General features: G+C 41.6%; 22 protein-coding genes. 6 read left to right on the top strand and 16 right to left on the bottom strand.

Annotated elements, in window-relative coordinates; all coding sequences use genetic code 11:
• Nucleotides 1-20: 20 nt before the first annotated feature.
• The 3 genes from pip to ACN20O_RS11660 are packed head-to-tail and all read left to right on the top strand — an operon-like array spanning nt 21 to nt 2,304.
• Complete coding sequence (pip, locus tag ACN20O_RS11670; RefSeq protein ID WP_491634103.1) at nt 21-962, top strand: prolyl aminopeptidase; 942 nt, start codon at nt 21-23, stop codon at nt 960-962.
• Nucleotides 963-988: 26 nt separating this feature from the next.
• A complete protein-coding gene (locus ACN20O_RS11665) occupies nt 989-1,786 on the top strand; it encodes a GNAT family N-acetyltransferase (protein WP_491634102.1) in 798 nt (265 codons plus the stop codon).
• Between the two features lie 8 nt (nt 1,787-1,794).
• The gene (locus tag ACN20O_RS11660) at nt 1,795-2,304 is read left to right on the top strand and encodes a hypothetical protein (RefSeq protein WP_491634101.1); all 510 of its coding nucleotides are present in this window, start codon (nt 1,795-1,797) and stop codon (nt 2,302-2,304) included.
• 1 nt (nt 2,305) lies between these two features.
• On the opposite strand, the gene ACN20O_RS11655 is transcribed toward ACN20O_RS11660, so the two are convergent.
• From ACN20O_RS11655 to ACN20O_RS11635, 5 genes are all read right to left on the bottom strand, one after another.
• Nucleotides 2,306-3,007, bottom strand: coding sequence for a Type 1 glutamine amidotransferase-like domain-containing protein (locus ACN20O_RS11655; protein WP_491634100.1), 702 nt, complete (start codon nt 3,005-3,007; stop codon nt 2,306-2,308).
• Complete coding sequence (locus ACN20O_RS11650) at nt 3,007-3,483, bottom strand: hypothetical protein (RefSeq protein WP_491634099.1); 477 nt, start codon at nt 3,481-3,483, stop codon at nt 3,007-3,009. Before ACN20O_RS11650 ends, ACN20O_RS11655 begins: the two co-directional genes overlap by 1 nt.
• Before the next feature lie 21 nt (nt 3,484-3,504).
• Entirely contained in the window at nt 3,505-5,397 is a 1,893-nt protein-coding gene (locus ACN20O_RS11645) for a potassium transporter Kup (protein ID WP_491634098.1), read from the bottom strand.
• Between the two features lie 76 nt (nt 5,398-5,473).
• On the bottom strand, nt 5,474-6,202 hold the full coding sequence (locus ACN20O_RS11640) for a class I SAM-dependent methyltransferase (protein ID WP_491634097.1): 729 nt from the start codon (nt 6,200-6,202) through the stop codon (nt 5,474-5,476).
• A gap of 11 nt (nt 6,203-6,213) precedes the next feature.
• Nucleotides 6,214-7,068 carry a LysR family transcriptional regulator gene (locus ACN20O_RS11635; protein WP_491634096.1) on the bottom strand — a complete coding sequence of 285 codons (855 nt, stop codon included), beginning with the start codon at nt 7,066-7,068 and terminating at the stop codon, nt 6,214-6,216.
• Between the two features lie 87 nt (nt 7,069-7,155).
• On the opposite strand from ACN20O_RS11635, the gene ACN20O_RS11630 reads away from it, so the two are divergent.
• The gene (locus ACN20O_RS11630; protein WP_491634095.1) at nt 7,156-7,860 is read left to right on the top strand and encodes a hypothetical protein; all 705 of its coding nucleotides are present in this window, start codon (nt 7,156-7,158) and stop codon (nt 7,858-7,860) included.
• 34 nt (nt 7,861-7,894) lie between these two features.
• Here the strand turns inward: ACN20O_RS11630 and ACN20O_RS11625 are convergent, their stop codons facing one another.
• Nucleotides 7,895-8,557 carry an O-methyltransferase gene (locus ACN20O_RS11625; protein ID WP_491634094.1) on the bottom strand — a complete coding sequence of 221 codons (663 nt, stop codon included), beginning with the start codon at nt 8,555-8,557 and terminating at the stop codon, nt 7,895-7,897.
• Nucleotides 8,558-8,660: 103 nt separating this feature from the next.
• Between ACN20O_RS11625 and ACN20O_RS11620 the strand changes: the two genes are divergently transcribed.
• Together ACN20O_RS11620 and ACN20O_RS11615 are read left to right on the top strand one after the other, a co-directional pair.
• Nucleotides 8,661-9,752 (top strand): chorismate mutase, encoded by a 1,092-nt coding sequence (locus tag ACN20O_RS11620; RefSeq protein ID WP_491634093.1) that lies wholly within the window; start codon nt 8,661-8,663, stop codon nt 9,750-9,752.
• A gap of 2 nt (nt 9,753-9,754) precedes the next feature.
• Complete coding sequence (locus ACN20O_RS11615) at nt 9,755-10,342, top strand: alpha-ketoglutarate-dependent dioxygenase AlkB family protein (RefSeq protein WP_491634092.1); 588 nt, start codon at nt 9,755-9,757, stop codon at nt 10,340-10,342.
• Here the strand turns inward: ACN20O_RS11615 and ACN20O_RS11610 are convergent.
• The 10 genes from ACN20O_RS11610 to ACN20O_RS11565 form a co-directional block, all read right to left on the bottom strand.
• Nucleotides 10,339-10,848 (bottom strand): hypothetical protein, encoded by a 510-nt coding sequence (locus ACN20O_RS11610; RefSeq protein ID WP_491634091.1) that lies wholly within the window; start codon nt 10,846-10,848, stop codon nt 10,339-10,341. The genes ACN20O_RS11615 and ACN20O_RS11610 overlap by 4 nt on opposite strands.
• A 77-nt stretch (nt 10,849-10,925) precedes the next feature.
• The gene (locus ACN20O_RS11605; RefSeq protein WP_491634090.1) at nt 10,926-11,501 is read right to left on the bottom strand and encodes an inner membrane-spanning protein YciB; all 576 of its coding nucleotides are present in this window, start codon (nt 11,499-11,501) and stop codon (nt 10,926-10,928) included.
• Between the two features lie 23 nt (nt 11,502-11,524).
• A complete protein-coding gene (locus ACN20O_RS11600; RefSeq protein WP_491634089.1) occupies nt 11,525-12,676 on the bottom strand; it encodes a patatin-like phospholipase family protein in 1,152 nt (383 codons plus the stop codon).
• A gap of 69 nt (nt 12,677-12,745) precedes the next feature.
• Nucleotides 12,746-13,684, bottom strand: a complete 939-nt coding sequence (locus ACN20O_RS11595; protein ID WP_491634088.1) for a WYL domain-containing protein — start codon at nt 13,682-13,684, stop codon at nt 12,746-12,748.
• Between the two features lie 99 nt (nt 13,685-13,783).
• Nucleotides 13,784-14,644, bottom strand: coding sequence for a pseudouridine synthase (locus ACN20O_RS11590; protein WP_491634087.1), 861 nt, complete (start codon nt 14,642-14,644; stop codon nt 13,784-13,786).
• An 84-nt stretch (nt 14,645-14,728) separates the two neighbouring features.
• Nucleotides 14,729-14,926 carry a hypothetical protein gene (locus ACN20O_RS11585; RefSeq protein WP_142410026.1) on the bottom strand — a complete coding sequence of 66 codons (198 nt, stop codon included), beginning with the start codon at nt 14,924-14,926 and terminating at the stop codon, nt 14,729-14,731.
• A 200-nt stretch (nt 14,927-15,126) separates the two neighbouring features.
• Nucleotides 15,127-16,251 (bottom strand): chorismate-binding protein, encoded by a 1,125-nt coding sequence (locus tag ACN20O_RS11580; RefSeq protein WP_491634086.1) that lies wholly within the window; start codon nt 16,249-16,251, stop codon nt 15,127-15,129.
• Between the two features lie 37 nt (nt 16,252-16,288).
• Nucleotides 16,289-17,632, bottom strand: a complete 1,344-nt coding sequence (gene dnaB / locus ACN20O_RS11575) for a replicative DNA helicase (RefSeq protein ID WP_102242461.1) — start codon at nt 17,630-17,632, stop codon at nt 16,289-16,291.
• Between the two features lie 75 nt (nt 17,633-17,707).
• Nucleotides 17,708-18,322 carry a 50S ribosomal protein L9 gene (gene rplI, locus ACN20O_RS11570; RefSeq protein ID WP_491634085.1) on the bottom strand — a complete coding sequence of 205 codons (615 nt, stop codon included), beginning with the start codon at nt 18,320-18,322 and terminating at the stop codon, nt 17,708-17,710.
• Nucleotides 18,319-19,326 (bottom strand): DUF2232 domain-containing protein, encoded by a 1,008-nt coding sequence (locus ACN20O_RS11565; RefSeq protein WP_491634084.1) that lies wholly within the window; start codon nt 19,324-19,326, stop codon nt 18,319-18,321. Before ACN20O_RS11565 ends, rplI begins: the two co-directional genes overlap by 4 nt.
• Nucleotides 19,327-19,340: the final 14 nt, after the last annotated feature.

The raw sequence follows: 19,340 nt of genomic DNA, 5'->3' as shown, positions 1-19,340 counted from the left end.
TTGAATTAAAAGGAAATATCATGAAAGAAATGTATCCAGAAATTGAACCCTATAACACAGGCTTTTTAAAAGTCTCTGATCTCCATACACTTTATTTTGAAGAAGCAGGAAACCCTAATGGAAAACCAGTAGTCTTCCTTCACGGTGGCCCAGGCGGAGGATTAATCGCTAATTACCGTCGTTACTTCGATCCAAAAAAATGGAGAATTGTTTTATTCGATCAAAGAGGTTGTGGAAAAAGCACTCCTTTTGCTGAATTAAAAGACAACACAACCTGGGACCTGGTTGCCGACATTGAGAAACTAAGAACTCACTTGAATATTTCAAAGTGGGCCGTTTTTGGCGGTTCATGGGGATCAACTCTTGCTCTTTCTTATTCCATCACTCACCCTGAAAAATGCTCAGAGCTTTTTCTGCGCGGGATTTTCCTCCTTCGCAAAAAAGAAATCGATTGGTTCTACCAGGAAGGATGCTCAAAGATTTTCCCTGATCTTTGGGAAGAATACGTTAAGCCTATTCCAGAAAATGAGCGCCATGATTTCGTGACAGCTTACTACAAACGCCTGACATCTCCGGATGCTCAAGTTAGAAAGACTGCAGCTCAAGCATGGTCAGTGTGGGAAGGTTCAACATCAAAACTTATGTACGATGCTGAAGCCGCTTCACGCTTTGGTGATGATGAGTTCGCTGACGCTTTTGCCCGCATCGAGTGCCACTATTTCACAAATAAAGGTTTCTTCACGGAAGACAACTTCCTTTTAAACAACGTCGATAAAATCAGAAAGATTAAAACAGTGATCGTTCAAGGACGCTACGACGTTGTTTGCCCAACAGACAGCGCCTGGGCCCTTCACCGTGCTTTCCCGGAGGCAGAACTGCATATTATCGGTGATGCAGGTCACTCGCTTTCAGAAAAAGGGATCACGTCTAAACTTATCGAATACACAGATAAGTGGGCGTAAAGAAAATTAAAGACAACTAAGGAAAAATGATGAATTTGAACTCACTTTCACTTCGAACAAATATGATTTTTGCCAGGAATGAAAGTGAGATCATTCCTCGCGAAAGCTATACTGTCGTCAAAACATTAAGCAACCCAACTTTCCATTGGGGAAATTACCTTATCTTTAAAAAAGCTCCCGTCGATGGAGATATCGTCAACTGGATGAATATCTTTCAAAGAGAATTTGCTCACTATAAGACATTTAAGCACTATGTCTTTGCCTGGGATGAAGACACAGAACCAAATAGTGTTGAGTATTTAGGCCATGGCTTTTCACTAGAGAAATCGGTTTCACTACAGGCCACTTCTGTTGTTCCTCCTAAACATTACAACCGCGACCTGACGATAAGATTACTCACCTCTTCTTCAGATTGGGATCAGGCCCTGGAGTTACAAACAATCACTCGCGACCCTAAACATTCTTATGAAGGCTTTAAAGAATTCAAAAGAAATCAGGATGAGTCCTACAAAAAACTCATCGCAGAAAACCGCGGTGGACGTTTTGGAGCTTTCAAAGGTGATTTACTCATTGCTGATTTAGGAATCTATTTTGAAGGCGATCTCGCTCGCTACCAAAGTGTTGTAACTCATCAGGATCATCGCGGGATCGGTGCCTGTGGGACACTCGTGTATGAAAGTGGAAAATACGCTTTAGAAAACTGGGGAGTCAAAACCCTTTGTATGGAGGCCGATCCTGATTATCACGCGGCCAGGATTTATGAATCTGTAGGATTTGTGCCTAAAGAAAATTCTTATAGTTTATACTGGTATCAACCAACATAGGAAAACCAATGAAGTTTTTACTGTTTTTGCTGATCTCACTGCTTAGTCTTCCCCTTTACGCAACTGAAGACCACTGCACTTATAATTTTGCCGATGCTAAAAGCATTTTTGACCAAAACCCAAAGCTCTACCAAAACATCACTCCAGTCAGTAAAGACTTAAAAAACAAAATCCTCACGCAAACAGTGACAACCCATAAAGGCACAGTGATCACTTATAAAAAAGGCGGATGTGCTCATTACGCCTTCTCTTTTCTCATACGCCCCCGCAAATTAAACACAAAAAAACCTGAGCGCATTTTAATTCAAGCGCTCAGAGAATTAAGAGCGATTCCGTCAGAAGATAAATCAGAAATCAATATTCTCAATGAAGCTCTGGATAGAACTAAATGGAAGAGCATTAAGTTCGAAAATGGTCAATACAACCTTTCGTGCGGGGACGCTACATGCGCCCTTAAAACGATCAAAGTTAAGGGAGTCGAAAGCGATATTGAAATTAGTTACGATTTTGCTCTTTAGTTTATTTGCCTAGATAACGAGTGGGAATTTTCTCTTCCTGGATCTTCCCGCCATCGTTTTTCACGTAGTATGACGAAGCCGTCGTTACAGAAGACACCGACTCCACCAAAACTTCATTTTCAAAATAAACAGCTGCGCTGTCATCGCAGGCATAACCACTTTTAAGACCATTTAAAACCAGATCGTGATAAGACGGACGTCTCTCTGCCTCTCCATCAAAATGCGGACAAAATGAACCTTTTAAAATGTTCATGCATGATAGTTTTGTCAGGCTTCCCGGAATAGAGTCCGTCACACCTTCTTCAAACCAACAAAGACCTCCGGCCGAAAGCCCCCCAAGAACGACTCCATTGTTATAAGCTTCCCAAAGAATCTTATCCAGCCCCCACTCTTTCCAAAGGGTCATAAGGTTTCTGGTATTACCTCCGCCGACATAGATCACATCTTTTGAGAGAACATAATCGCGAAGAGGGCCAACAGGAGCTTTAAATAAAGAAAGATGAGATGGGGTGACATCGTGGTCTTTCATATAATCGTAAAAACGATCAATGTAACCTTGAGCATCGCCACTGGCCGTGCCAATAAAACAAACATTCGGTTTTTGTTTTTCTGCCAGAGAAAAGAAGAATTGATCAAGTAGCAGGTTGCCCGGCTCCATTGAAAATCCCCCACCACCCATAGCGAGAATTTTTCTTGTTTTCATTATTTGTTAATTTGAAGGAAGTAAATTGCATCAAGGGCCACGCCACCAAGAAGGGCCGCTTCCACAGAGCATTTATCATTGAATTTGTATGAATCAACAAATGGTTCAGTTGCAGCTGTTTGAGTTTTTAACTGCTTTCCTTCCATATTGGCAGACATGACTGTGTAGTTGATCATAGTTGCAAGAGCGTGTTTCTCAACCAGCTTTAATTCGTTATTAGCGATTGTTCCAATAACTGCTTCATCAGAAAGAAGGTTTTTGTTTTCATCTACTTTAAGGCTTAGCTCTTTACAGCCAGAGTTGTATCCTTTGCAGTTTCCGTTCCAGAAGATTTTATTTTCTACAACTTCAACAGAATAAGGTCCCCAGTATTTTTGGTCTCTCCAGACAACACAGTTTGCGTTTTTATGAATGCTATCAACAGACGCGCATGAAGCGAGTGTAGCAAACATGATAAACAGAAGAGATTTTTTCACAGGGAGTCTCCTTAATATCTTCTAGAGTTCGACCTGAACTCCGACTTCCATTACGCGCTTTCTAGGCAGCTGGAAGAATGTTGTTGCGTCCTGAGCATTGGCCGTTTGAAAAGCAAAAAGCTTTTCACGCCAGATGGCCATGCCGGGTTTTTCAGTGGCAAACAGTCTTTCTTTTCCGATGAAGTAAGTGGCTTCATTAGGATTTAAAAGAATGTTTCCAATCTGTAGACCATCAAGCTCTTTAGGAATGTTTGGTCTTTCCATATATCCGTAATGCACATAAACAGTATAACAACCGTGTCCGATGCTGTTGACTTCCACACGTCTTGATTGAGGGACTTGTGGAATTTCTTCTGTAACAACTGAAAGGAAAATCAGGTGTTCATGAATTGATTTGTAGTGCTCATAGCTTTGGATTAAAGCGTATGGCGTATCTTTAAGTCCGCTTGCCATGTAAATAGCAATTCCCGGATTTCTGTATGGCTTTTGCGTATCGATCTTATCTAAGAAAAGACTTAGAGGAATAACTTCATCTCTAATTCTTTGGGCAAGAAGCTTTCTTCCCTTTTTCCACGTCGTCATCATCACGAAGATAAACACACCAACAGCTAATGGCACCCATCCACCGTCGACAACTTTAAGCAGGTTCGCACCCCAGAATGAAAGGTCGATGATCAGGAAGAAGCCACAGATAAGACCAGCTTTCCATCTGCTCCATCTCCATTTTTGTCTTGCGACTAAATAGAAGAGGATGGTCGTAACTCCCATAGTGGTAGTTACAGCAATCCCGTAAGCGGCGGCTAAATTACTTGATGTTTTAAAGAAAAAGACCAGAAGAATACACGCCACCATTAACATGCGATTCATACTCTTAACGTAAATTTGTCCGAATTCTTTTTCTGATGTGTGCTCAATAAGAACACGAGGAATATACCCCAGTTGCACGGCTTGCATCGTGATTGAGAAAACCCCAGTGATTAAGGCCTGTGAAGCGATAACTGTTGAAAGTGTCGCTAAGATTACCAGTGGAGTTAACATCCAACTTGGTGCCATTAAGAAGAATGGGTTTTTCGCCGCAAGAGGGTTGTGAGTTAAAAGGGCCCCTTGTCCAAAGTAGTTTAAAACTAAACACGGAAGAACCACACCAAACCAAGCACGTTGAATCGGCTGTCTTCCAAAGTGTCCAAGGTCTGAGTAAAGTGCTTCTCCACCTGTTACAACCAGGAATACAGAACCTAAAACTAAGAATCCGTTCCATTGGTTTTCCGCAAAAAAGCGGAAAGCATAATATGGGTTCATCGCCATAAGAACAGATGGCTCTTTTACAATGTTATAAATCCCTAACCCTCCGAGAGTTAAGAACCAGAAAAGAGTTAATGGACCAAAGATTTTTCCTACAGCGTCTGTCCCGTATTTTTGAACAGAAAAAAGGCCGATAAGAATCGCGATCGTAATTGGGATAATGTAAGGAGAAAAAACCGGCGTGATAAGTTCAAGCCCTTCAACCGCAGATAAAACTGAAATCGAAGGCGTGATCATTCCGTCCCCGTACAGTAGGGCCGTTCCAAAAAGACCTAAACGAATCAGGTTCTTTCTTTTTGTTGCATGTTTATCTGTTCTTGGAGTCACTAAAGCCGTTAGAGCAAGGATTCCCCCCTCCCCTTTGTTGTCTGCTTTTAAAACGTAACGAAGATACTTAAGTGAAATAACGATAATCAGTGACCAGAAAATCAGTGAAAGAATTCCGAAGATGTTATCGTGAGTGATGCCGATATTGTGGCCATGGTGGAATGATTCTTTAAGTGCGTAGAGTGGACTTGTTCCAATATCTCCGTACACTACACCTAATGCAGAAAGCGCCATTAAGTACTTATAGCGCGTAGAAAGATTTTTTTCGTCCTGTCTAGCTGACACGGCTCACTCCAGGAAAATACCAAATACTAAAATAATGAATTAAAGCCTATTTTATAAAATCTGGTATGAAATGTCGCTATTCCTTTTCAACAATAATGCACATAAATGTAGCCAGTTTGGAATATTTACCAAACTTGTAAGGATCAAGTGTGCGAAGGGCATCAATTGGTTTTAAGTCCTCAACCTTAAGGATTTTAAACCCGGCCTTGATTAATGGGTTGATGACTTCTTCAAAAGAACGATAGTAATCCGGCATAATCACTGGCTCTTCAGTAAACCCCTTCCACGAGGCTTCTACATATTGAACACCAAAAGCAGATGTTGGTTTGTACCAATTCCAAGACCCAATCGGGTGCTGGATTGTGAAAACAAATTTCCCTTTTGGTTTTAGTAGTCGATAAAATTCGCTTAGAGGTGTCGTCCAGTCTTCGATATAGTCAATTGACAGACTCGCCACTACCATATCGAATTGTCCGTCCTGATCAATAGGAAGAGGCTTGGCCATATCGGCAACAAAAAAAGTTGCATTATCAGGCACGCGCTTTTTTGCCAGCTCAATCATCTTAGGGCTTACATCAAAGCCCACAACTTTTGCCCCTTCGTGCACTAAGTACTCTGCTAAAATTCCCGGACCACAACCCGCTTCGAAAATTTTTTTCCCACGCACATCCCCCACTGCTTTTCTCATCGCAGGTTGTTCGATGTAAGCATTTTCCGCTTTTGCCGGAGCGATTTCAGAAAAAGCTTCCGCAAGTTTTTCGTAAGCTTCTAAAGCTATCGGTTTTTTAGTTTCAGTGTCACTCATGAGCAGGGCCTTTATTTTAAAACGTTGAGTATGTCTTTGAAGTACGGCGGCATTTCTGGACGTGGATACCACGCCAGGCAAATATCAGCTAAATCCAGGAATTTTCCAGGTTGTAAATCGACCAGGAGTTTACGATTAATCAGGTCACTTGCCAACTCTTGGGCCAGCACACTGTAGCCCGCTCCATCAGCAATCATCGATGCCAGAGCATCGGTGTTATTGACGTAGTGGCGCGAGCTTAGAACCTGGTCTTGAAGCTTGTACTTTTCTAGGAAATCAAAGGTATATGTATCATTCTGGTCAAAATCAATGATGGTTTCGTTTTGAAGAATGTCCTTAATCCCACGCTTTTTCCAGGCCAAGGGCCCCACAAGAATATAGCGCTCTGCCTTTAAAATCCTCGAGTCCATTTCCAGGGCCACATTCGGTCTGCGCACCAAAACAATTTGGGATGTTCCATTTTTTAGTTTATAGACCGCAGACTGCTGGTCCATCAGGTCAAACTGAACACGTAAAAAAGGGTATTTTTTTAGAAGACCTGAAACATTAGGAATCACTCGAGAGCGCATCAAACTCGAAGGGCCACTGATAGTCAGAGCAATCTCCTGCTGAGTCGATTCAAAAACTAATTGACCTTCAAGTTCAACGGCACTCTGACAATAGCGGTGTAAGGACTCACCTTCAATCGTCAGCTTCATTCCTGAACGCGAGCGGATAAACAATGTCGTCTGTAGTTCTTTTTCCAGCGCACGAATTCTCTGGGTCACACCAGTTTGGGTGAGCCCGATTTTTTTAGCGGCGTCTTGAACAGTCTTGCGCTCAACCACGGCCATGAATGCAACTAAGTTTGGATGAAGTAAACTCATTTATATTCATATATAAATCATTATTATGAATTATTCAAATGCATAGTGAGAAGTTACCTTGCCTGTGCTTTCAAAAGGGGGTTAATAATGAAAGTACTAATGTCTTTTCTTTTTCTCTGTCTACTATCTTTCAAAACTTTCGCCGTAGAAGCGACACACGGAATGGTGCTTTTTGGCCAGGAGAAACTCATGCCCTATCACCTGCCGATGTATCACAAGATTCACGCTAAACAGGTGGTTTTAGAGTACACTCTTCCTGAAAACTTAAAAGTAAAACTTCTTTCTTACACCAGCGAAGGGCAGCTTCTAACTTTTGTTCCAGCTCCATTTGATCTGGAAGCTTTCCTGCTTAAACCACACGCCCTGACCGGTGCTGTGTACTTGGGCCACTTTGAAAAAGATGGTGAAGTTGTGATGGAAGGAGTGACTCTGGATAATGTGAAAGTTCTCTATCAGCGCTCACTAATTAAAGCTTCTGGGCAAATAAATCATTATCTTTTATTTGGAACACCGTCAGACCTTTACGAAGTACACCTGCTTAACGGTGGAGCTCAAGTGGATCATATTGTGAAAGCGACTGTAGATACTTCGAACGCGACAGCGGTTAATTTAGCTAAAGAGTCCATCCATTCATTCTATCCAGTACTAAGCCAAGAACTCTTAAACGAGCAGGATGTCTCAACTGTAGAATTGTTTTTTGAAGTGCCTTGCCGTCGCAGACTTTGCGATACGATTACAAAGAAACTCGATGTGACTGCTCAAAAAACTTATTTTGAAGACGATGTAATGTAAAAAGAAGGCCCGTTTAAAGCGGGCCTTTTATAAATTAGTAGACTTTTTTCTGAACCAGGAACATCCCGTCTCTAATAGGCATAAGCGTCCCATAAAGCTCTGGATTTCCTGCAATATAATCATTCACCGCGCGGATAAACTCAGTGTTGCGATCACGCAGGTCACTTCCTGTTGATTCACTTCCCGGAAGAACTTGACCGCCCCAAAGAACGTTATCGATGACAATCATTCCATGCTCTGAAAGCATAGGCACTGTCAGTTTCAGGTAATCAATGTAGTTTCTTTTATCAGCATCAATGAAAACAAAATCAAATTTTCCCGTAAGTGTTGGGATCACTTCTAAACCTGGTCCAAGTATACTTTTAATCTTGTGCCCGTGAGCTGATTTTCCCCAAAAGTCTTTAGCAAGTGCGACTGTCTCCTGGTTGACGTCAACGGTGATAATCTCAGCTCCATCCGGCAGATTTTCGGCCATTGTCAGCGCTGAGTACCCGGTAAATGTCCCTAGTTCCAGGACTCTTTTAGCTTTAATTGAACGAAGAAGAAAACCAATGAAAGAGGCTTCCATTTTCCCAATCAGCATCCCCGCCCCGTGGACGTTTGCTCTTGTATAGTCTTCGATCGTCAAACAGTCCGTTCCCGGAATGTTACTTTTAGAGATACAGTATTCTTCAATTCTTTTGTCTGTTATTTGCATATAAATTCCTTAGGTTTAGCTGGATAAATTAGAAGAAAAACCTTATTACAGGCCCCCTTAACATTAGCCTAAAAAGGGAGTAAGGTACAGCCCAAGGACATATATGAAAATCGACGCACTTAATGAATGGCTCCCTCTTCCGACTCCAGGCACACCACTGGTTATTGCCGGCCCGTGCTCTGCTGAATCTGAAGAACAAGTTCTAAGAACTGCGCACGCGCTAAAAGAAATCCCTGCAGTAAAAGTTTTCCGCGCAGGAATCTGGAAGCCGAGAACGCGTCCAAACAACTTTGAAGGTCTGGGAGAAATCGCTCTTCCGTGGCTTGCTCGAGTCAAAAAAGAAACAGGTCTTTTAACTACGACTGAAGTTGCTACTGCAAAACATGTCGAGCTTTGTTTAAAAGCAGGAATTGATATTTTGTGGATCGGTGCTCGCACGACGGCCAACCCATTCTCGGTTCAGGAAATCGCCGACGCTCTTAAGGGTGTAGACATTCCTGTCATGGTAAAAAACCCAATCAACGCTGACCTGCAATTGTGGATTGGTGCTTTAGAGAGAATGAATCAAGCAGGGATTTCAAAACTCGTCGCTATTCATCGCGGGTTTTCTGTCGCTGAAAAATTAGAATTCAGAAATGATCCTCTATGGAGAATCCCGATGGAACTTAAAGTAAAGTTCCCGGAGCTTCCTCTTCTTTGCGATCCTTCTCATATCACTGGAAAAAGAGACCTGGTTCAGAAAGTCTGTCAAAAAGCGATGGACCTTGATATGAATGGTTTGATCATCGAAACTCATCCTGATCCGGACAGAGCATGGTCAGATGCTTCTCAACAAGTGACACCAGAAAAACTTTTAAATATTATTTCGTCTCTTTCTCACAAGAGAGAATACTCTCAGGATAAAAACTATACTGAAGAGTTAAATGACCTGCGCGAACAAATTGATCGCCTGGACAATGAGCTGATCCACACACTGAAACTAAGACAGCAAGTGGTAGAGAGAATCGCCACAGCAAAAATCAACCAGAACATCACTGCTCTACAAAAAGGGCGCTTTGAAGAATTGATGAAGGATCGCCTGGTCTCGGCCGAAAAGATGGGACTTTCTCCTGACTTCATCAAAGAAATTTTCGATTCAATCCACGAGCAATCAGTTCAAATCCAGACAGACCTTTTTGAAAAGAATAAAAAGTAGTCATGAACTTTTTGCCTAAAGGCCTTATCGATATCATCACTGAAGACGGAACTCTCCAGTACTTTGAGCAGTATTGTGATCTAAACATCGATGAAGTCACCGAAGGCATTAAATGGAGAAACGACTCTATCACTCTCTATGGAAAAACATTTCCTCAGCCTCGCCTCACCGCCTGGTATGGTGATTCAGGAGTGAAATACAGCTACTCCAACATTCACATGCAGGCCTTGCCCTGGACTCCTGTTCTTTTAAAACTTAAGACTCAATTAGAAAATGATTTGAATACGCGGTTTAATTCTGTATTAGTGAACTACTATCGAGACGGCAATGATCATATGTCTTATCACTCTGATGATGAAAAAGAACTGGGACCAAATCCAATCATCGCCTCTTTGAGCTTTGGTGAAACCAGGTCCTTTCAATTAAAACATAAATTCGATCTGGAGAAGAAAACCGTCATCATCCCTATCACTGATGGAAGTTTGGTTGTCATGAAAGATGAACTCCAGCACTTCTGGCAACACAAAATCGCCAAGACCAAAAAGCTTATTGGCCCCAGGGTGAATCTAACATTTAGAATGATCTATTAACGGCAGAATGTGTGATAGTAATTGCCTTCAATTAAGGCACAATGATACTCGGCCTGGCCCTCAATTGACTCTTCACTTTTATCAAGAACATTATTTAATTTAACAATATCTACTAATAATTTTTGAACATCACTTGCACTCAGTTTAATGAGTCCGTGGCTGATTCCCGTTACCGTAACATAAGCTCCGGCCATGGCCCTGAACCCAGGTGGAAAATAGGCCTTATAACTTCCAATAATAATTCCGATGACAATCAACGAGCCGGCGATACTTTCAAACTTTAAATAAATACTCTGCCCTTTTTTAGTGCGGCGTAAATTGGTTTCAATATTTCCAAGATCAGAGCGTTGTTTTTTTATCGTAATATACTTGTTTTCCAATTTGCTCAGTGCCAGCAGGCTGTCTTCCAGTAAGACATTTTCCACTCGCTCAGAAGCGCCCACTCCACTCATCAAGAGCGTGAGCGACAGGATGGAGATCAACAATGTCCTATAAAAAGTTTTCATCTGGATTATCTTAATCCATTCTAAAAAAGCATAGTTAACAAATGAAAAAAGAACGGCCCTGTAAAAACTTTCGACAGTTATTCCATGGGAGGATTTCTCATATTTCGACGGTTTAGGATGGTCTGAATCACCATGAAAATCCCCATGACGATAAAGAGCCCCGCTGTTTTAAAGAAGGCCCATAATGAAGTTGGAAACCACAAGGCCAGAACGCCCATTAAAAGTCCGTAACAAAAAAACAGGATGACCATGTTTCTTTCCATAGACAAGATGATGTGATCGGGAGGCATTTTTCCAACCGGCCTCATTTCCATCATCATCTCTTTAAAAAAGCCCGACCCCTTTCTGAGCTTAACCCACATGTAAACGGCCACGGCCCAAAGAGAAAATGTCGGCTGAAGTTTAAACCAGATCCCGTTTTCTTCCATCAGCGAAAAACCACCGAGAAAAACAACCAGAAAAAAGTTAAAACGAGAAAGCTGGTGAATGTGGCCGGTAAAAATCTTTTCAAAAAGAATCTCACCAATAGAAAGCGCGATACCACCCATTAAGGCGATCTTAACCGGATACTTCGTCTCCAGGTACCAATACAAAATGGCCGGAAGAAACGAAATAAGAAAAAAGTTATTGGACTTTTTAGGCTGTTGCTCCATCCACCAAGAATAATGCGAATTCACTACAATTGGAAGAACTCTCTGATCTCTTGTGCCCTGTCGTGAGCGTCTTTCTTGCCGATTTCCACTAATTTTTGGGTATAGGCCTTATCAAAGGCAATGTAACTGAGAAGATCTGCTCCACGTGCCTCTGTTGCTCCAATACCACTTAAAAGATAACGGAGCATTTTAGGAAAACGATGAAACTGATCTCCGGCAAGCTCCCCTAAATCCACTGAAGGTTGAATAAGTAGTGTCGGAATCTTTTTTAACTCACTGGGGTGAGAAGCAAGAGCATCTTCGCTAAGAAGAGAAACGGTTTTATTAATACGCTGAAGTCTTTCATAATCAAATTCGATAGCATCAAGAAAAAGCGAGTTAAATAAAACCCCTACAATGTCGGCCAGGACAATATTGTTCATCTCTACTTGCTGATTGAGCTCTTTGACTTCCATCTCTTTTCTAAAATACCTGACGCCAATCGCAAGGAGTTTATCCGCCCCCAAGTGAATGGCCGGGCTCAAAGGAGCGTTAGACCTGATTCCGCCATCTCCGTAAAAACTATTTTTTATTCTTACCGGACGAAAGATAAAAGGAATGGCCGACGAAGCAAGGACGTGCTCCAGGCGCAAAGGTCCTTTTAAACCAATGCGTGCACTTCGCGCATAATCTTTGACTGACGGAGAATCAAAAAATGTCACACTTGTTCCAGTGGCATAACTGGTCGTTGAAACTGCGATACCATGAAGTTTATTGTTGATAATATTTTTTTCGATTTGGTCGAAGTCGATGCTCTCTTCTAAAAGATCGCGCAGTGGTGTTGAATCGAGTAAATGAGTAGACTCAGATCTCCCAAACATTCCACCGAAGCTGAGATCTTTGATCCAGCCTGCACTAAGTTTTCCCAAAGAAGCGATATCTGTTCTTAAAACATTTTCAGGTGTGAGTTCTTCCCAAATGCGGATGAGACTTTGAACTTGTTCATTAAAACTGTTTTTTGCTGAAGCGAGATAGGCCGCATTGATGGCGCCGGCAGAAATCCCGGTGATGATTTGAAAAGGATCATCGCCCATTTTGTCGCCGACAATTTCAGCGATGCCTTTAAGCACGCCGGCCTGATAAGCAGCTCTGGCGCCACCACCGCTTAAAACCAATCCTAATTTTGGATGAGACATGTGAACCCTCGACCAATGAGACTAGAACTAGTCTTTCGCCTTTAAGCGCTTCTGTCGAGGGTCATTGTGTTATGACGCTTTCTTATTGCTGTTTTCTTTTTTAAGTTCGCAGTAATGAGAAAACTCTTTTCTAATATGGCCTGGGTCCAGGACTTCAACTCTGTCTTTCATTTTGTATAACCAATGAAAAACATCATCGCACATTTCAAGAGTAGCGGCCCAAATCATGTCCCCTTCAGTGCTAGAGGTAACAAAAGGGTTGCCAAGAAAATGGTGTTCAGGAAGAAGATCCGATTGATCCTGACTATAAATTTTAAGAACCAGTCTTTCTTCTTTGCCGTTAATTAATCTTAGGTGTCCGATAAATTCGTTCACTTCAATCTGACTCAAATTCGGTTCATACATGAGATCCAGATTTTCAACGTCCTTGATGTCTTCAAGTCCGAAGTACACCAGTGTTTTATCGGAGATACTTTCTCCCACCACACACAGAATACCGTCGAGATAAACCTGTCTGTGTGGAAAAACATCGCATTCTTTCTCCGTGAAGAATTTAACTTTCATGGATTTGCGACAGATAATATCGTAATCAATTTTCTTTTTTAACATTTCAAAGGAAGAGAATTCCACAGGAGTTCCTTTCGGAGCTTTATAAAGTGAGAATTGAGCATGGGCCAGCTGGGCCATTTTCATTTTATCCTGCACGATCTGCTGGAAATAAGCCGTTGCTTGAGAGTCCTTTGGCACCATCGCCTGAAGGGCCAGCCATTCGGCCAACGAAAATTCCATTTTAATGCGACATTGTTCTTTAAGCGGATAGATGTACTCTGCGTCTCTGAAAGCGGCGACTTTAAAGCGCGCTAAAAATTCGCAATACGTGGTAAGGGTGTCTTCATCAATGGCAAGCGAAGAGCAAAACAACACGAGTTCTTTTTTCTCTTTAAGCTCTTCAAGCGACACTAAAAACTTCCAGAAACTGTTCTCTAAAATAATCTGCTGGTCCGACATCGATCTTCCTAAAAAATAGGGGTTTAAGAAATCATACTATTCTTGTCGGTTAATCCATTTTAGGGCTTGACTTTTTTCTTGAACAAAAACGTTGGTCTTTCAAAAACCGTCGAAATTTAAGGGGGTTGAGTCGTATGAATAATCTCTTCCGTCCACTTCTAGCCGGTAGGTCTGGGCATGGAGATAGAGCCTTTTGGCCTCCTTTCCTCCATAAAATTTATCGCCGGCCAAAGGGAATCCAAGATGGGCCAGCTGGGCGCGGATCTGGTGGCGAAGGCCACTCTTTAAACTTACCTCTACCAATGTGCGATTTAAACTTTGCTCGTAACGAAGGGCCTTCAGTGACAGCTCACCTTCTTGTGAGTGAACTCTGTCCTCGCCCACTAAGACTCTCTTTCCTTTTTCCTCACCTGAAGAAAATGAATGCTTAAATGATCCTGAGAGCTTCATTTCGCCTTCCACCCAACACCAATAGATCTTTGCCTTAGCAATGGTTGAAAAACTCTCACGAAGCCTTTTATAAAGCTCATCACTCTTTACATAAATCATCACGCCTGAAGTTTCATAATCCAGACGGTACAACAATCCGCGGTCATATTGAGCGCGGTTAACATTCAAGAGTTCAGGTCTTTTAGTTCTGATAAACGACAAACAATTGTCGCTTTCATCGTAAGTCAGTGGGTGAACAAACTGATTGGGGTTTTTATCAAAGACAAAAAAGTTTTCATCTTCAGCGATGATCCTGATCTCCTCACCTTCATAGTGCGGATTAATCTCGCCATCATTAATAAAATTAAGTGGCAGAGAAAGCGTCGCTCTTGCCTTGAAGCTTCTTGAAAGAAAAGGCTTCTTAAAATGTTTCTTTAATTTGTTGGAGCTTGAGTGGAACGTGGATTTAAGAAAGTCTTCGACTGAGTCGATTGATTGAAGAAGACAATAATCAGTAGTTTTTGGTTCCATAAACTAGAAAGCCTAGCATAAGCTAGGCTTTTTAGTAACTAAAACCAAAAGTCCTACTGACAAAAGGTTTAATAATTAATTTTTTTAAACTGCTGCAGAATTAAGGTAAGCAAGAACCTTTTCTCTTAACTCTTCAACACTCAGGTCTTTTTCGCTGTCTAAAAGAAGTTCCCTTTTGATGTAATCAATCGGAAAGCCTGTTAGTTCAGCAAGTGAACCTAAAGAGACTCCTGTCTCAGATGACTCTGGTTTACCCGTATCCTTTAAACCTAAAGTTCCCATTCAACACTCCTTTGTCTTATTTAATTAGCCAATCCGCTTAATCCTTTGCCGATCCGTCGACGGAGATTATGTGGACTTTTTCTTGGCTAAAAAAGTCAATTACTATGACGCAAAAAAATCATATCGAGTGTAAGAAAACAGTGTCAATGTTTCTCGCCTAGAAAATTATGAATGTAAGTTTTTATTAGAATCAAGCAATTTTATAGAGTTAGGGTATCAATATAGCTGTCGTGCTTGTAAGTCATCTCTAAAAACTCGTGTTGAGGTTGGCTTAAGAGTGTAATACCGCCCCCCGCTTGATAAGAAAGTGATCTTTTTTTGAAATCAACAACACTCGATCTGATATTAATCGAAGCTTCTATTTGCCCCTTAGAAAAAAGCAAAGTTGATCCACAATAAAAACCGCGAGTGCGCGATTCTAATTTTTTTAGAATCTGCATAACTCTTTTTTTAGGTGCACCAGTGATACTTCCCCCAGGGAAAATTTTTTCTAAAATATTTTTCAAAGTCACATGTTGTGAAAGAGGTACTTTTATTTCTGAATACTGATGAATAAGTCCAGGCACAAGTAGCATTGCTTTTTTTCTTGTGACGATAGCTCTTGGAAGATCAATGCGGCAAAGATCGTTACGCAAAAGATCGGCAATCATAAACAACTCGCCCTCACTCTTTTTATCCAAGACTAATTCTTTCCAGAGATTTTTTATTTCTTTGGGGTCATCAGTGTTTCGTTTCATTGTGCCTTTAATTGGCATCGTTGAAAGCATTCCTCCTTCATAACGGAACAAACACTCTGGTGAGTTACTTAAAAAAAGCTGCTCGAAGTGTTCGACATAGGTAGCAGAAGCAAAAGCTCCACGCTTCTTTGGGTCTTTCCACAAGGCCGAAATAAAATCTTCCGCCTCAACATCATCTTCAAAATCGTATGTGTATTCACCTGTCAGGTTAAACTGATAACAATTGCCCTCTGTCAGCTCTTTATAGCCCTTCTGGAATTGTTTTTCATATTCGTGATAGTGAGGAGCGGACTTAAGTGAAAGAATGATTTTCTTGTGGTCTGGATTGACCTGGAATTCTTCTCTTTCGGAGTATTCGATATCAAGGGCCAGAAGATCAGTGCTCATGATCTCTTCTGAAAGATTTTCAAAGAGAAAACCCAACTCATAAAAAAGATGAACCACACGTTTTTCAATCGGATGCATGGTCACTGGGAAATTTAAGAGTGATAGCCATCCTTCAACAGCAAACTCATGAGACTCTCCAGTTAAGAGATCAATGTAGTGGTCTTTGTAATACGCGCGCGCCTCTTTGGCCCCGCTTAACATTAGCAGTGAATCTTTATACGGAAAAACTGTATAGAGATTATGGTCCGTCACGGTGAGCGAGGTTTTCAAAGCTTGTGTAGGCACCAACCCACGCAAGTTTTGCCGTTCCAATTTCCCCTGCACGGTTTTTACCTACGATGATTTCGGCAACACCCGGCTCTTTTGTATCCGGGTAGTAAACTTCATCTCGGTAAACGAACATGACGATATCCGCATCCTGCTCGATAGCTCCAGATTCACGAAGATCGGCAGTTGTAGGACGTTTGTTTGGACGGGATTCAACACCACGGTTAAGCTGAGAAAGTGCGATAACCGGACAGCCAAGTTCCTTGGCCATGGTCTTTAACCCTCTCGAGATCTCGGCGATCTGCTGCTCTCTTTGAAGAGACTTGTTGGTAGAACCCATCAGCTGAAGGTAGTCGATAACAATCAGACCAAGACCTTGATCAGCTTTGATTTTTCTACACTGTGATTGAATATCAAGGATTGTGGTATTCCCTGAATCGTTAATGAAAATTGGAAGCGCTGAAAGCTCTTGAGTGGCTTTTGCAATACTTCGAAGGTCAGTATCTAAGAAGGCCTTCTTACGAACGCGTTTTGAATCCACCTTCGCTCGACCTGTTAGTAATCTCATTGAAAGTTCCGTCGCTAACATCTCGAGAGAGAAGATCGCCACAGGAAGTCCTGATTGAAGACATGAGCTGATCGCCACGTTTAGTGCCAGAGAGGTCTTCCCCATCGCTGGACGGGCAGCTAAAATAATCAGTTGACCTGGCTGCATTCCCAGAAGAAGTTCATCAAGACGAGGATAGCCTGTCGAGAGCCCTGAGATCTCTCCCATGATCCTTGTGGTGTCTTCCAGTTCTTTTAAGTTTTGTCTTAAAGTGGCGTTGATCTTAACCATACCGCCGGTTTTGGCTTCGTTAGTGAGCTTAAAGAAGCTCGACTCAACATCCTGGATGAAATCATCAGCTTCACCAGTATAACTCATCCCCATCTGCACCACTCGCATGGCCGTCTTGATGATCTCTCTCATCGACGCTTTATCTTTTACGATCTTCGCGTACTCATAGACGTTTGCTGATGAAGCCTGGTCTTCTGTTAAACTCGATACAAAAGACTCACCACCTACTTCTTCCAGCTTTCCTTTGTCTTTGAGCTTGTTACATACAGTAACGAAGTCAATCGCACGGTTAGCAAGAGAGAGATCGGCAATGATATCGAAAACGATCCCGTAACGTGGATCATAGAATTGAGACGAATTGATTTTAAGGTTAGAGATCTCATCAAAGACTGAACCATCAATAATTAAACAGCCTACTAAAGCTTTTTCGGCCAGTAGATCGTGAGGAAGTTCATTGTGTTGATTCATTGAAGCCATGATTGCTCACCTCAAAAAACAAAGAAGGACCTCATAACGAGGTCCCTCTTATTATAACATCTTTTTAAGCAGAAATTAAGATCTTAAAAGTTTATCAACTTCCATTTTTAATCTTTGCTCTTCAGTCATTTCAGCAACTGGAGTTGCAGAATCACCTGCAGCTTTTGCGTCAGCAGCAGCTTTCTTACGAGCTTCAGCAGCTTTTAGAGCTTCTTCTTGAGCAAGTTTTAATTCTTCAGCTTGCTTAGGATCGATAGCAACTTTTACTTTGAAAGTAGCTTCGATATCTTGGAAGATTTTAGCTTTAGCTGTGAAAGTACCAAGACCTTTGATTGGTGCCTCTAGGTGAATTAGTCTTCTTTCAACAGTTAGACCGCGGTTTTCTAGTTCTTTAGAAAGCTCAGCGTTTGTAACAGTTCCGAAAAGTTTCCCAGAAGCTCCAACTTTCTTGATAAGTTCGATTGTAAGACCTTCGATCTTCTTTTTAATGTCGAGAGCCCCGTCTCTTTGAGCTTGGATTTTCTTTCCAAGACTTTTTTGCTGAGCAGCTAGTAGTCTCTTGTTTGATTCGTCAGCAACCATTGCGAAGCCATTTGGTACTAGATAGTTTCTAGCATGACCAGCTGATACGTTAACGATCTCTCCGATGTTCCCTAGAGTAGGAACTTTTTCAGTTAAAATAACTTTCATATAGTATCTCCTTCATCTTTTTTTGAATTTGTAAAAAATCTTCTAAAATCGAACCATAAATCAAATATGCCCAAGATCGCGAGGAACTTAGACGCTAGAAGAAATGTAAAAGCAATAAACAGAGTCTTAATAAATCCGCCGATTTTTAAAAACTTCAGGAAGTCATTGTAGACTCCAAACCCCTGGAACAAATAAAAAACACCAAGACAATATAATAGGTTTCTACCAATTACTTCCGACTCTTTCGGTAGTCCGTAGTCCGCCCCTAGCCATAAAACCAGAGAAAGAATCAGCGGGTACACAAAAAACTCAGGTGCCTTGAAATAAGTCAAATCGCGCAGACTATACTTATAAGCGGCCTTGTATCTCCATACAATGGCGTTGCGAAGAGTAACATACAAGCTCACCCACAAACCAAAATAAGAAACACAAAAAACAATCAAAGGAAGTGAGCTGTAGATGTCATTCGTCAAAGCTTCTGGCTTATTAACGAAATCATCAAAGGCCCTTTCTTCATCTCCAGAAACCTCTGAAGACTCTTGTTTGCTTTTTTTAAGCTGCGATAAAACAGACGATACATACTGACTGATTTCGCTTTTTAACCCAGTCGGGCTCAACCTGTCGTAAGCCACTACTAAAGACCCTGAAATGATCACAAGGATCAGCCCCATATAGATCAATCCTTTTACCGGATTGATGTTTCTCAGGACAATCTCAGCCGTCACTAGTGCGTACAAAAAGGCCGATCCATAATATCCCACTAGCCCCATTGGAAAACCTTTCACAGTTAATGAAAGACCCCAAAGAAGTGCAATTGAAAAAGCTCCTAAACCAAAACCGATCAAACGGCCGTAAAGAAGAAAAGCAATTGCCAGTGGAACTGAAGCAAAAATACTCATTGGACCAAATGAACAAAGCGCAATAGTCATGATCGCCAAAAACAACAGTTTTGGAACTGAAGCCTGTTGATCAAAGATCTGTGAGGTTTGTTCGACTTTAGTCATCGCTATTACTCTAA

This window comes from Bacteriovorax sp. As-1, assembly GCF_058446905.1.
The sequence above is the reverse complement of the archived record's forward strand: the minus strand, read 5'-3'. Positions and strand labels throughout refer to the sequence as shown.